The sequence below is a fragment of the Paenibacillus brevis genome (assembly GCF_018919145.1).
In the GTDB taxonomy this organism is placed as follows: domain Bacteria; phylum Bacillota; class Bacilli; order Paenibacillales; family Paenibacillaceae; genus Fontibacillus; species Fontibacillus brevis.
Map to the genome: position 1 here is coordinate 62527 of NZ_JAHLQJ010000005.1, position 13911 is coordinate 76437.

At 50.9% G+C, this 13911-nt stretch carries 10 protein-coding genes; all 10 read right to left on the minus strand.

Annotated features, from left to right (window positions below; all coding sequences use genetic code 11):
- Window positions 1-67: 67 nt before the first annotated feature.
- The 10 genes from KQJ23_RS07220 to KQJ23_RS07265 all read right to left on the minus strand — a co-directional run bounded on the left by KQJ23_RS07220 (window position 68) and on the right by KQJ23_RS07265 (window position 13894).
- Window positions 68-2026, minus strand: a complete 1959-nt coding sequence (locus tag KQJ23_RS07220) for an FAD-dependent oxidoreductase (RefSeq protein ID WP_216478185.1) — start codon at window positions 2024-2026, stop codon at window positions 68-70.
- 157 nt (window positions 2027-2183) lie between these two features.
- Window positions 2184-2993, minus strand: a complete 810-nt coding sequence (locus tag KQJ23_RS07225) for a MerR family transcriptional regulator (protein WP_216478186.1) — start codon at window positions 2991-2993, stop codon at window positions 2184-2186.
- Between the two features lie 167 nt (window positions 2994-3160).
- Window positions 3161-3832 carry a deoxyribose-phosphate aldolase gene (gene deoC, locus KQJ23_RS07230; RefSeq protein WP_249529580.1) on the minus strand — a complete coding sequence of 224 codons (672 nt, stop codon included), beginning with the start codon at window positions 3830-3832 and terminating at the stop codon, window positions 3161-3163.
- Between the two features lie 75 nt (window positions 3833-3907).
- The gene (def, locus tag KQJ23_RS07235; protein WP_216478187.1) at window positions 3908-4489 is read right to left on the minus strand and encodes a peptide deformylase; all 582 of its coding nucleotides are present in this window, start codon (window positions 4487-4489) and stop codon (window positions 3908-3910) included.
- A 223-nt stretch (window positions 4490-4712) separates the two neighbouring features.
- On the minus strand, window positions 4713-6788 hold the full coding sequence (locus KQJ23_RS07240; RefSeq protein ID WP_216478188.1) for a beta-galactosidase: 2076 nt from the start codon (window positions 6786-6788) through the stop codon (window positions 4713-4715).
- 32 nt (window positions 6789-6820) lie between these two features.
- On the minus strand, window positions 6821-8407 hold the full coding sequence (locus KQJ23_RS07245; protein WP_216478189.1) for an ABC transporter substrate-binding protein: 1587 nt from the start codon (window positions 8405-8407) through the stop codon (window positions 6821-6823).
- Window positions 8408-8465: 58 nt separating this feature from the next.
- On the minus strand, window positions 8466-9392 hold the full coding sequence (locus tag KQJ23_RS07250; RefSeq protein WP_216478190.1) for a carbohydrate ABC transporter permease: 927 nt from the start codon (window positions 9390-9392) through the stop codon (window positions 8466-8468).
- Window positions 9393-9410: 18 nt separating this feature from the next.
- Entirely contained in the window at window positions 9411-10334 is a 924-nt protein-coding gene (locus KQJ23_RS07255) for an ABC transporter permease (RefSeq protein ID WP_216478191.1), read from the minus strand.
- Window positions 10335-10473: 139 nt separating this feature from the next.
- Complete coding sequence (locus tag KQJ23_RS07260; RefSeq protein WP_216478192.1) at window positions 10474-12060, minus strand: response regulator; 1587 nt, start codon at window positions 12058-12060, stop codon at window positions 10474-10476.
- A 106-nt stretch (window positions 12061-12166) separates the two neighbouring features.
- Window positions 12167-13894 (minus strand): sensor histidine kinase, encoded by a 1728-nt coding sequence (locus KQJ23_RS07265; protein ID WP_216478193.1) that lies wholly within the window; start codon window positions 13892-13894, stop codon window positions 12167-12169.
- Between the last annotated feature and the right edge of the window lie 17 nt (window positions 13895-13911).

The window sequence follows — 13911 nt, forward strand, 5'->3', positions numbered from 1 at the left end:
ATAAAAAAACGGAGCCGATGAGAACACAATGATTCCCGCAGCTCCGGCGTTACAGTCATGCTATAAATTATTGATTCAAGGCACCTGCCGCTGCGCTTTCGCCTCCGAGTCTCCCCGAAGTAAAGGCATATCCAAGCCCGACGCCATTTCCTACATACGTATCGTTGAAGAGGACGCCTTCGGATTCCAACCCTACAGCATACAACCCCTTCACAGGGACCCGGCTATCATTAAGAACCTGGAATTTCGTATTCACGAGTAACCCGCCTACAGAGCCCAGGTTATTAATTTCAGCTACGACTGCATAGTAAGGGCCTTCCTCGCCCATCGGCTCCAAATATTCCTTCGCCTTGCCGAACTCGCTGTCTACGCCGCTCTCCGTTGCCTCCACGTAACTATTGAACGCATCCTTGAAGACCTCCACATCCATACCCGCGTTGGTCGCAAGCTCTTCAATCGTATTTCCCTTGAATCCGTCACCGCTGGCCACCATAGCGTCAAATACTTGCTCCGCATTAGTCCATGGATTCTCCAATGTGAACTGGTCCGCGAAATCAGCATAGAATTCCGGCGGCATGCCCGGAAGCTTAGGCGCGTTTACGCCTGTCATCCCTTTCGCTGCCAGCGCATCCAGCTGGGACTGCGATACGATAACCAGATGATATGCTCCATTGAAAGCACTTGTGTTAGCTGCTGCAACAGCCGTCAATGTAGCCGCCTCGTCCCGGAATCTCGCACCGGACGGGCCAACGTTCATGAAATTCGGCAAGTAGGTCGTCATCACCGGATAGCTTGCCTCAAAGGAGGTGAATTCCTTTTTCAGATTGCCGGTCGCTCTTGCCAAGGTCTGGTGAAGCATTTGTCCGCCGAAATTGTCCGGCACCTTGGCTCCAGCCTCCCAGGACATTTTCAAGCCTTCGCCAATGTTCTGTCCGAGGCCGCCATTGACCCCTTCAAATCCAAAGCTTTCTTTAACCATTTCCTTGTTCCCGGCATAGCCGCCAGTCGCCATGATGACACTCTTGGCCGAGATTTCCAGCGTTGTTCCGTCTTTCTTCTCGGCTACCACACCTGTAACAGCACCATCAGCGCCAGTCATCAGCTTCTTGGCTGTTGTCTCCGTCAGGACTTGTCCGTCATGCTGCTCAACCGACTCGGCGAGCATAGCCCGCAGCAAGGTTTCCCGTGTCTCATAAGCAGGAAGCATATGCAATTGCTCACCGCCGAAATTAATGAAGGTGGTATTATAGCCCTTTTGATTCAACCAATCATAGGTTTCACCGGACTTGGTCACATATTGCCGGATGGCGGCCGCATCGACTCTCCAGTGATTATCAACGATCCAGTCAGCGATCTCCGTCTCAACCGCAACCTTCACATCATTTTCAAGCGCAACCGAGGAATTATAGAACTTCCCTGCCCAGGACAGGTTACTCGCGCCCCCGATTACGGCCGTCTTCTCAATAATAATAACCTTGGCGCCCTTGTCGGCTGCGCTCACCGCTGCCGAGACACCCGAAGCGCCTGCACCCACGACGACAACGTCTGCTTCAAGCTGCTCGACCTTGCCTTCTCCGGCTTTGGCTACCGTTCCGGCCTTCAAAGCTGCCAGATCTCCGCCTGCTTGTTTAACTGCAGCTTCAACGGCAGCCAGAAGCGCGTTACTTGTCTCGCTCGCACCGCTCACTGCGTCGATGGTGAGAGTCTGATGCGTCAAAATTTGCTCTTTGATCTGCTCAATGGCCGAGTCCCCCAGACCCGCTGTCTCAGATTGGCTAACAATCTGAATATCCTTGATCTGATCGGCCTGGTCCATCGTGACCTCAACCTTGATAGTGCCTTCCTTCCCCTCGGCTTCCCCCGTGTAGGTTCCAGCCTTGAAGCCCGTCTCCTGCTGGTTTGATCCAGCTTCCGTATTCCCGTCATTTCCGTTTCCCTGACATCCGGCCAACAGCCCGGTGATCAGGATAAGGCACAGACCGAATGCCAGAAGCGATCTGAACCTTTTACCGTTCCGAATAAACATACTCTCTCTCCCCCAAACTCTATTGTATGGCGACTACCAATGTGAAGTTTTTCACTTTATATAATGCGACTAAACCTCGCTGACTCCTTCACCCGGCAAGCCTATATTCGGAGTATAAACCTTAGTCCAACACCAAGGTCAAGCGTGCAATATGCTGTTAGATTGAAATATTTACTTCCAGATAGGAGCGCTTCTTTCCCCGTTCCTGCTCATTCATAATAATTCTTCCTACGATATCACCAGTGACCTGATAGCCCGAGGCCGTCAATTCTTCAAACATAAACTCCAGCGTCTCCTTCGTGATCGGACTGGACTGGGATTTTACGATCGCAGCGGACAGGCACGGGGTCGGGGGAATATATTCGACCTGATCATCGATCTCGATGCCGAGCTTGTGCACATCCTCTTCCGTCAAGGTTAAGCCCCAGCTATGCTTCCAATTCTTCGAGCTGTCTGTGAGCAATTCCTCCTGTTCAATCCGGAAACTGAAAAAGGCGAACGGCAAACAGTCCATCCATTGATTGACCAAGCGATTCATGCGCTCATTTTTCAAAAGCCGGTTATTCACTGTCTGCTTCAGCCGATACCATCCAGGCCGCTGCTTGATCCTGCATTGGAACAGCTCCGCATCCAAGGTGCCGATCTCCTGCTCTATCTGATTCATCTTATCAAGCAGCATCGTCTTTCTGCGGATTTCTTCCTCTAATTGCTCCCGGCTCCTTGCTATTTCATGGTTCACCCGGTCGACAGAGGCATGCTTCATAAGCTCGGCAACCTCGGGCAGTGGAATCTCCATGCTGCGGTACCATCGGCTCATCAGTAAATTTCTGGCGTCCAGATCACTATAATAACGGTAGCTATTATGATTATCCTTCGCCGGCTCCACAATTTGATGCTTCTCATACAGCCTCAGCGTATCCTTCGTAATCCCCAGAATCGTTGAAAACTCACCTATGCAATATTTCATCTTCTTCCTCCTGGTTCATCTCATTCTCCCAATCATATCATTCAGTCATCCGGACCGGGTATAACCTGCTTCACACCCGGCTCAGACCCTATTCCCCATTCCATGAAAAAAAGCGCCGCCCCTTCATTGCTGAGGGGACAGCGCTTCTACATCCTAAATAGCTTCAATTAGTAATCGCCCTTGCTCGCAAGCCCTTGGGCAATCGCCACACCGGCGCTCGTTCCAAGTCGGGTAGCCCCCGCCTTGATCATGGCCTGCGCATCCTCCAGACTGCGCACACCTCCGGAAGCCTTAACGCCGAACTCAGGCCCCACGGTCTTCGCCATCAAGGCCACAGCTTCAATCGTTGCTCCGCCTGTAGAGAACCCTGTTGATGTCTTCACGAAATCAACGCCGGCCTGAACTGCCAGACGGCAAGCGCGAACGATCTCTTCTTCGTTCAGCAGGCAGGTCTCGAGGATGACCTTGACCAGCTTGCCCTGCGCACTCTTCACAACGCCTGCCATGTCAGAACGCACGGCTTCATCATCGCCATCCTTCAGCGCCCCGATGTTAATAACCATATCGATCTCACCCGCACCATCGGCAACCGCTTGTGTGGTCTCGAAGGCCTTCGCTTCAGGAGCGGACGCGCCCAGCGGAAAACCGATTACCGTGCACACCTTGACATCGGAGTCCTTCAATTGCTCTGCCGCCAGCTTCACCCAGTAAGGATTTACGCATACAGAAGCAAAGCTGTGCTCCTTCGCTTCCTCTACCAGCTTGAGAATCTCCTGCTTGCCGGCATTCGCCTTCAAAAGCGTATGATCGATCATACCCAGAATTGCTTTCGTGTCCATGCTAATTCCTCCATAATAAATATTCTCCATTTGAAATCCTTCGTGATCAAAAGATGACCCTTTGAACAGCCTCTATTAATATAGGCTGGAAATCTGCACTCCATCCGGAAGCTTGAATGGATGCTCCTTGTTAATCCGGTCATAGAACATGATTCCGTTCAAATGATCTATCTCATGCTGCATCACAATCGCATCATACCCCTTGAAGCGAAGCTTCAATTCCTTGCCTTCCGCATCGTAGGCCTTGATCTGAACCTTCTCGTAACGAGGCACGAAGCCTTGAATTGCCCGATCCACCGACAAGCAGCCCTCGCTTTCCGGCAAATAAGTCATCGCCGCCGAGTGGCTGATGATTTTCGGATTGAACAAGGCCACTTCACGGTCATTGCCTTCATCATCACTGAGCAGCGCGGCAAACATCCGCTTGTTCAGACCGATCTGATTCGCGGACAAGCCTACGCCGGGGCGTAATTTGTATTTCTTAGAGAGCTCCGGATCCTGGCTATTCTTCAAGAACTGCATCATAGCCGCCATCTCCCCGCGGTCTTCCTCGGTCGGGGGAATGCTGACCGGCTCGGTAACGGTTCGCAGAATCGGATCGCCTTCTCTAATGATATCGTCCATTAAAATGATATAGTCATGGTTAAATTTGCTCATGATATGAATCCTTCTTCCACCTTCATCTGAATTTTCAAGCGTTCTTTTTCAGCTTCAAAATACCAGCATCAGCGTAGCATGACGATGGTAAAAAGTCAAAGCCGGCGCACCATACGCCGGCTTCTTTGAAGGTGTTCCCACCCAAGGAAATTCAGTTAAAATTCAACCTGATTAAAATAGTCACTTTGCGTGCATATATCCTCGCCCAGACAACCGATTCGGATTACACGTTGACAATCGCCTTGCGTTTAAGCACCACCGAGCCATGTACCGGCAACTGAAGACGACGCTCCACGATCTGCCCGCCCTCCAGATCTGAATACGCTCTATCATCCAGATCTACAAGAGCCTCCTGGCCCGAAAAATTAAGAACAAACAAGTATTCATGAGTCCCGTCCGTTCTCATCTCCACGCTGACCCCTTTAGGCAAAGAACTGTCCAGACATTTTAATACGCTTGCCTCAGACACTATTCTGGCGTACAGCACTTCATAGAACTCGTCTTCCTTCACACGGGCCGCCAGGTAATAAGCCTTGCCTTCACCAAAGCGATTCACCGTAAGCACGGGGTCACCGGCATAGAAATCCGAACCATACGTAGCCAGGACCTCGGCACCCTCACAATGAATTCTTTCGCATAGCTCATGCACCGCATAGCTGCCCTTGAGCCCGAGCGGATTATCTTGCTGGAGGATAAGCTCATTGTGATCATGATCATGCAGGCTGTCGATCTCCTCCGCCCAAATTCCTGTTACCTCCCGGAGCGGCCCCGGGCAGCCGGTAAGATGGCAGAGATCATGCTCATCCACAACACCAGACCAGTACGTTACCAGCAATATTCCGCCTTGCTTCACATACTCCGTCAGCTTCCTGCCCGTCTCCTCCCGAAGCAGATATACCATCGGAGCAATCAGCAGCTTATATCGATTCAGGCTATCGAATGCGCCGATAATATCAGTCGGCACGCCGAGCTGCCACAGCGCCCGGTAGTGCTGAACCACCGTCTCCTCGTAGTGGATTCCGCCATTCCGGGGGCCCTGCGCATCGAGAACGGCCCACCGATTATCCCAGTCAAAGAGGATGGCAGCCTCTGCCGGCACCGTTGTTCCCAGAACCTCCGTCAGCTCGCCAAGGGTACGCCCAAGGCTGGCCACATCCTGAAATACCCGGGTATGCTCATGGCCCACATGGTCGACAACCGCTCCATGGAACTTCTCGCTGGAGCCTCTGCTCTTCCTCCATTGAAAATACTGTACGGTATCCGAGCCGTGCGCAACCGCCTGCAAGGAAGACAGCCGATGCATCCCCGGCCGCTTCAGCTTGCTTGTCCTCTGCCAGTTGGTCTGGCTCGGCGTGCTCTCCATCAGCATAAACGGCTTCTTCTTCAGGCTGCGGAACAAGTCATGGTTAAATGCGAACCACGAGGCCACACCCGTCTCTGAGGACTCTGAATGCCAGGTCGGATAAGCATCCCAGGATACCACATCCACAGCCTTGGCAAATTCACGGTAGTCCAGGCCGTAGAAAAGATCCATCATATTCGCAGTGCACGGCAAATCAGGATTCACTGCCTTCAGCGGCTGAATCTCATGGCGGAAGAAATCAATCGTCTGATCCGAGACAAATCTCCGCCAATCCAGATTATGTCCATGAACCATCATTTCCCCGTGAGGAGCAGGAGACTCCACCTGGGACCAGGAGGTAAAGGTATGGCTCCAGAAGGTTGTCCACCAGGTCTGGTTCAGTGCTTCGAGTGTGCCGTATTTCTGCCTCAGCCAGCTGCGGAATGCGTCCTGGCAATACTCACAATGGCATTCACCGCCATATTCGTTCGATACATGCCAGCCGAGCACGGCCGGATGGAACGAATAGCGCTCCGCCAGCCTGGAGTTCATAATTCTCACCTTCTCCCGATAGACGGGAGAGGTGAGGCAATGATTGTGCCGCATCCCATGCAGATTACGTTGTCTGTTCTTCTCCACCCGCAGCACTTCCGGATACTTCTCGGACATCCAGGCAGGACGAGCACCGCTTGGCGTAGCCAGCCAGACATAGATGCCATTCTTAACCAGCAGATCAAGCACCTGATCCAGCCAATCCCAGGTGAATACTCCCTCCTCCGGCTCCAGCTTTCCCCAAGAGAAGATGCCCACGGACATCACATTGCAGTTGGCAAGCTTCATCAGCCGGATGTCCTCTTGCAGGATAGCCGGATCGTGCAGCCATTGCTCAGGATTATAGTCCGCCCCATGCATGAATACGGGCAGCTTGCCGCTAATAGCCGGAAATTTTATCGTCATGTCGTGTGTCCCTCCGTTACAATGGTAGGTCATTATTGCAATGCGGCAAGGAAAGCATCAATTTGCGCTTGAAGCTCGGTTTGAATCTTGTCAATTCCGGCGGACTTGAGCTGCTTGTTCAGTTCCTCCTGGCCCTTATCCAGATCAGCGATTAATCCATATTCAAGCGGGATTGCATAGCGCAGCATAACATTGCCTACGTTGGCTACCTCATTCTTCACCTTGGAATCATCAAATACGAAAGTTTCCAGCGGGAAGTGGTATACCTTCTCCTGCCATCCGGCAAGAATCTCATCTGCTTCAACCGGATAGGATGCGTCCGAACGATTCAACTGCGAGTTCCATCCCCAGTTGGAGAATCCGGTATAGTTGGCGGCACTTGGACCCGCGTTGTATTTATCGTCGCCCACGGGTTCATAATGCTTGCCGGCGATCCCGTACATCGTCAAATCATGAATTTCCTTATCGTTTTGCAGTAAATCAATCAGCATCAAAGAGCGTTCAACATGCTTGGATGTAACATGGACCGCCATGCCATTCTGGGTCGAAATCGCTCCGATCTTCTTCTTGTCCGGTGTGAGATCTACAATGGCCGCTTCATATTCCGGCTTATCCCGGCGCATTTCAGCCAGGTTGAAGGCAACGGTTCCCAGGTTTTGCGCGTAGGACCCGGTCTTGCCGGCTTTGATGTCCTGCCAGACATCGTTTTTGTTATTCACAATGTTTTTGGACCAGCCCTTGTTATCTGCAAGGTCTTTATAATAGTCCAGCAGCTGTCTGAACTCGGATGTATCATACACATTGAATACCTTCGAGGATGCATCCTCCAGCTTGTAGGCCAGCGGCATGCTATAATCCACAAGATTCCACTCATTCTGCTGCTCCAGCAAAATCTGATCAAGCTCATGCCACTTCCAGCCATCTGCCGGCTTGGCGCCGAAGGCATTGAACCCGCTCTCATTTGCCGCAATCGTCTTGACGTAATCCGCATAGGTTTCCGGGCTGTTCACCGGGTCGAGGTTATACTTTTTGCGCAAATCCTCACGAATCAGCACCACCTTATCGGTCACTTCCGTATTGTTGTTCGGAACCATGTACAGCTTCCCTTCTACCTTGGCCTGCTCCCAGGACACGGCCGGCATAGCCGCCCAAGTCTGAGGCATGTACGCGGACAGCAACTCCTCACTCAGCTCCAGAAAGCCTCCTTTTCTTGCCTGGTCGTTGTAAAACGCCCAGTTCGCTGTGTAAGCGATGTCAAAATCCTCATTGGCTGCGAACTTCAAAGGATACTTCTGCGTCCAGTCGGACCAATCCAGAAATTCAGCTTCTACCGTGGCGTTAATTTTTTCTTTTAGCAGCTTGTTCAATTCGCCGAATACTTCGTCATAATCCGCGGGCTTGCCCCCGACCAGAAGCATCTTCAGCTTGACCTCTTCGGACAGGTCTGGTCCGTTATTCTCCTCTTTCACCGTATTGGCGGCAGTGCTGGAGTTATTCTCCGCCGGTTTGTTGGACTGAGCATTAGTGCTCTCGCCATTCCCGCCGCAAGCACTGAGAAAGGCGGACACAGCTACGATCATCGCCAATAAAAACATGAATTTCGTGTTCTTCCGTCTCATGACAAAGCTCCCCCTAATCATTTGGATGGAATCTATTGATAACCAGGTTCCCCTGTGGTCATCCTTTCACAGCACCAATCGTCAGCCCCTGCACGAAATAACGTTGAATAAACGGATATGCCAGCAAAATCGGCCCGGTAGCTACGACTGTCATCGCCATCTTGAGGCTTTCGGTAGGAATATTGAAATTGACAACGGCTCCGGATTCCATCATCGCCTTGCGCATGCCGTCCATGTTGCCTAACAAGCGGTACAAATAGTATTGCAGCGGCATCAAATCCGAATTGGATATGAACAGCAGAGCATTGTACCAATCATTCCAGTAGGCCAGCGCTATAAACAGTCCAATCGTAGCCAGCGCCGGCTTCGACAGCGGCAGAATAAACCGGAGATAGATCTGAAAATCGCCGGCCCCGTCGATCTTCGCGGATTCGATAATCGCCTCGGGAATGCTGCTCATGAAGGTCTTCATCACGATAATATAGAAGACGTTCATAAGCATCGGCAGGACCAGAACCAGCAAAGTGTCCTTTAATTGCAAGTAATTCACGATGAGGAGATACCAAGGAACGAGTCCTCCGCTGAACAGGGTGGTAAAGAAGAAGAAAAAGGAGAAGATGTTCCGCCATTTAAAATCTTTTCTCGCCAGCACATAAGCGGTCATCGAGGTCAGGAACAATCCGGCCAAGGTGCCCAGCGCCGTTACTGAAATCGTCACCCCGTACGCCTTGAGCATGTCCGTCGGAAATTCGAATAAAATTTGGTACGCCTCCAGCGAGAAACGGGTCGGAAAGATCTGAAATCCGTTCTCCACAATGGCGCTCTCTTCGGTAAGCGAGGAGGAGACGACCAGCAGAAAAGGAAAAATACAGAATACGGCCAGCAAGGTCAGCATGAAATAGCCGATAATCGCGAGAATCAAGCGGTCGTGCTGTGTTGCTTTACGCCGTTCCGGCTTTAGATTCTGAGACAGAATCACGTTCATTGCAGCACCTTCCTTTCGTTAGAACAACGCATGATCTTTGTCGTATTTGCGCACCGCGTAGTTGGCGAGCATAATGGTCGCGAACCCGAGGACAGACTGATAGAACCCAGCCGCTGCGGACATTCCGATTTCATTGGACGTGATCAGCAGGCGGAATACGAACGTATCGATGACATCCGTAGACGAGAACAGCAGTCCGTTATTGCCGACCATGTTGTAGAACATCCCGAAGTCTCCCCGGAAGATGTTGCCGATTGCCAGCAAGATCAGAATGATGACCGTAGGCATCAGATTGGGAATCGTAATCTTGCGGATACGCTGAAAGATGTTGGCCCCATCAATCTCGGCTGCTTCATACATCTCGGTATCGATGCTCGTAATCGCAGCCAGGTACATGATCGTTCCATATCCAAGCGCCTTCCAGGCGGATACCAGCACCAGTATGACCGGCCAGTAGGCTGCCGTATTGTAAATATCGATCGAATCCATGCCAATTTTGTGAAGCAGCATATTGATCGTACCCACATCATAATTGAACAGATTGTAGGCAATGGCCCCCACGACCACCCAGGAAATAAAGTAGGGCAGGAACATCACCGTCTGGGTTATCTTGCGGAACCATTTGCCAGCAACCTCAAACAGGAGGATTGCAGCGAAAATTTGCAGTCCGTTATTCACCACAATGAAAGCAATGTTATAGAGTGCCGTATTTCTTGTGACGCGCCAGGCATCTCCCGAATTAAAAAAGAACCGGAAGTTGTCGAATCCATTCCAGGGACTGCCGAAAATGCCCCCGCTGTAATTGAACTGCTTAAAAGCCAGAACAATGCCCCCCATCGGGATATAGGCAAACAGCAGGAAAAACAGTACACCGGGAACCAGCATCAGCAGCAGCGTCCGGTATTTCTTCACATCGCTCCAAAAGCCGCGGCTTCTTCTCATCTTGCAGTTCTACTCCCCTCTTGTTGCTTCTGCCTTAATTATAGAAGGCTCGCCCTTATGCAAGTAATCCAGCGAGCCAACAATTTTTAATACTTTTTCTACAAAAATAAGGCACCCTGCGGGGCACCTGATGATGCTACTATATATTCTGTTTCTTCCGATATTCTCCCGGCGTCATCTCCATAACCTGCTTGAACTGCCGATTGAAATACAGAATGTTCTTGTACCCCATTCGCTCTGCAATTTCATAGATTTTAAGGGTCGGGTCACAGAGCAGCTGACAGATACGCTGAATCTTCAAGCTGTTCAGATATTCGCTGAAATGCTCTCCGGTTTCTTCCTTGAACAGATACCCCAGATAGTTAGGTGTAAAATCAAACCGGGCTGCTACCTCCTTGAGCGTAAGCTTCTGCTCCAGATTCTGCTCTACATAGATCATAATATCTTCAATAAGCTTCCGCTTTTGCCGCTGCTTCTTGACGTACAGCACCTCGGAAAGCTCAAAGAACCGTCTTCTCAGCCAGGATTTTATATCTTGGACGGTCTCGAACTGGAAGAGGATGAGCGGCTGATAAGCATCCCACTTCAGCAGCTCATACAGACTTTCACCCATCTGTCTTAGATCGGCGTGAAGCTTGGTTGTAATTCTCAGAATCAAATCATAAACCTCGTTCTTCCGTCCAGGCTTCAGACGCGGGTTAAACATCTTCTCAATACAGTCATCGATCCTTACCAGATCGTAGGCCATAATCGCCTGGAGCATTTCATCCAAAATAGCGTCGACGCTGGGCACCGGCGTATTCGCATCCGGCACCCATTCCACCACATCCAGCGAGATCAACCGATCCTTGCCTACCAGCCATTTCATGCTTAACGCAGCTTGTGCCTGACGGCATGATTCCCGCAGCTGCTCTTCGTCCCGGGCCAGCTTGCCGATCCCGATCGTCACTGTAAAGGGCGAAGAGGACCGGATCGCCTGGACAAGACCCTCAAGCTGGAGCGGGAATTCCCGTTCGTGCAAGGAGGACAACACTAGAAACTGGTTCGGCTGGCTTTTGGAAAAGGTGCCGAGCATATTCTCCTCCACATAGCAGCGTATAAATCCTGCAAGCTGGTGAATCTGTATGCTTTTTTCATCCTCGCTTAATTCGGACGCTTTCCACTCCAGATCATCAATCTCAATGAGGGCAGCCACTGTACCGGTGCAAAGCAACGGATGCAGAATACTTTGAAGATGCTTTCCAACCCTGCTTCCGGAATCTTCATCCGTAATCCAGCGGATCAGCAGCTCCTCCATCACCACCGACCATGCTGCCGTTGCCGAGGTAGATGCCTCCCGTTCCTGCTGTACCGTCTCGCACAGCGATTGGAGCATGTCGGTTAACTCTGAATCCTCTACCGGCTTCAACAGATATCCTGATGCGCCAAGCTCGATCGCCTTTTTTGCATACCCGAAATCCTCATGCCCGCTGATAAAGACGATCTTGATCTCAGGCTTGATCTCCTTGGCCCGACGGGCAAACTCCATACCGGACATAATCGGCATCCGTATATCGGACAAGATAATATCGACTCTCTCCTGTTCCAGCAGCTTCAAGGCCTGAAAACCGCTGTTGGCCGTCCCAGCTATATGAAGCGGATAAGACAGCGGGCCCGCGGCAATTCGTCTGCGAAGCCATTCCAAATCGACCGCTTCATCATCCACCAGCAAGATATTGATATCCATACGAGGCTCCTCCGAAGTCAATCTATCCATGCATTGAGCATAGCCTAATCCCTATATCCTGAACATATCGCTTGTCAATGAAAATACATACTTTCCCAACGATTCCTTAATTGTCCTCGATCCCCTCGGCTGGAGCTTCTTCCCTGATCGGCAAGGCGATGCTTACCGTCGTCCCACCGCCATATATGCTTGCAATAGACACCCCATACTCCTCGCCATACCTCAGCTTAATGCGCTCATCCACATTCTTGATCCCGTAGCCGCCCGTCTGCTCTCCAGGAGCAAAGAGCGACTGAATCCGATCAAGCCGAATTCCAATTCCGTTATCGATCACCTTGAACAGAATGCGATCTCCTGATCTAACTGCTGAGATGCGAATAGCTATGCTGTCGCCGAACCAGGCGTGCTTGAACACATTTTCTACGAAGGGCTGCAAAATCAGCTTCATGACCGGCATATCCTGGATATCTTCCTCGACGTCTATATAGATTTGAAAGCTGTCAGCATATTTGACTCTCTGGATCTCCAGATAGGTCTGCACTTGCCTGATTTCATTTCGGAGCGGAGTAATTGCTTGTCCATCGTTAAGCGTAAGCCGGTAAAACCTTGATAATCCCTGCACCATTTGCGTGACCTTCTCCGTCTCACCCAGATTAGCCAAGCTGCTGATGGCAGACAAGGTGTTGTAGAGAAAATGCGGATTAATCTGGGCTTGAAGCGCTTCTAGCTCCGCCTGCTTTCGCTGGATTCCCTGGACATACACCCGGTCAATCAATTCCTGAATATTGCCTGCCATCACGTCAAAGGCATCGGCAATATGGACAAATTCATCATTTCCTTTAAAGGCGATCCGCTTCTTAAAGTTCCCTTCCTGGAAGGAGCGGACAAAACGCACGATGCGAGCCATTTTCCGCCCGGATAGCCGGGCCACCATAGAACCGATCAACGACATTCCTGCAAAGCTGATCGCACACACCGTCAGGATGGATCGCTGGAGCTTCAGAGTATCCTTGGTCAGATAAGCATTCGGAACAAAGGTCTGAATCCTAAACTCTGTTCCCGGAATCGGCTCCTCCAGCCGGAGATAGTCCTGCTCCAATTGCGTCTCGCTCACTTCCCCGCGTTGGTATAACACGGTTGCAGGATCAGCGCTATCAACCAAGGCCAGCACAATCCCCTCCTCTACCGGAAAGGTGGCGAAGTCGCCGAACAGATCATCTAACGGGACGGTGATTCGTACGTACCCGATCACTGTTTTGTAATCGCTATATGAGACCAGCTTTCGAATATGCGATATATTTCCCAGCCGCTGATCTGTATCAATCTGGAGCCAGATATTGTCCAGCTCCGAATTCCTGTAGGTCCGATACCATTCGCTCTGCTCAATCTCTTCCAATGGCAGTATGTAGTAATCACTATCCTCAATCGGCGCATTGAGGTCATCTCCGCTGACCAGATTCAAATCACTGTTCACCGTATACAGCAATAATCTGATGCTATTGCCGAACAGCTTCAGCGGAGCCGTAATTTGCGGAACGATCTCATCCAGCATGACCAGATAGATTTCATAAGGCTCTCCCTTCGTTTGAAGCGCACGCTGAAAGGGCAGGCTTCCGAACAGTGTGTCCGACATTCGCTGAATCTCGTCCATTTGATAACGTATATTGTTCCTTGCCTGCTCCATCCCGGTTCGGATATTGCTCTCGGCCATCTCGGTTCGCGATTGAACGAGCATGTTGTAAGAGATATAACCGATGATCATATCGGTCACCAGGACCAGGATCAAATAGGGAATTAACATTTTGTATGTAAAAGGCATATACTTCCGCTTCATAAGGTCACCATGCGCAT

Excerpts from the sequence above, each read along its gene's own strand:
- KQJ23_RS07240 (WP_216478188.1), bottom strand. The coding sequence starts at position 6,788 with ATGACGATAAAATTTCCGGCTATTAGCGGCAAGCTGCCCGTATTCATG.
- KQJ23_RS07225 (WP_216478186.1), bottom strand. The coding sequence starts at position 2,993 with ATGAAATATTGCATAGGTGAGTTTTCAACGATTCTGGGGATTACGAAG.
- KQJ23_RS07260 (WP_216478192.1), bottom strand. The coding sequence starts at position 12,060 with ATGGATATCAATATCTTGCTGGTGGATGATGAAGCGGTCGATTTGGAA.
- KQJ23_RS07245 (WP_216478189.1), bottom strand. The coding sequence starts at position 8,407 with ATGAGACGGAAGAACACGAAATTCATGTTTTTATTGGCGATGATCGTA.
- KQJ23_RS07250 (WP_216478190.1), bottom strand. The coding sequence starts at position 9,392 with ATGAACGTGATTCTGTCTCAGAATCTAAAGCCGGAACGGCGTAAAGCA.
- KQJ23_RS07220 (WP_216478185.1), bottom strand. The coding sequence starts at position 2,026 with ATGTTTATTCGGAACGGTAAAAGGTTCAGATCGCTTCTGGCATTCGGT.
- KQJ23_RS07255 (WP_216478191.1), bottom strand. The coding sequence starts at position 10,334 with ATGAGAAGAAGCCGCGGCTTTTGGAGCGATGTGAAGAAATACCGGACG.
- KQJ23_RS07265 (WP_216478193.1), bottom strand. The coding sequence starts at position 13,894 with ATGAAGCGGAAGTATATGCCTTTTACATACAAAATGTTAATTCCCTAT.
- deoC (WP_249529580.1), bottom strand. The coding sequence starts at position 3,832 with ATGGACACGAAAGCAATTCTGGGTATGATCGATCATACGCTTTTGAAG.
- def (WP_216478187.1), bottom strand. The coding sequence starts at position 4,489 with ATGAGCAAATTTAACCATGACTATATCATTTTAATGGACGATATCATT.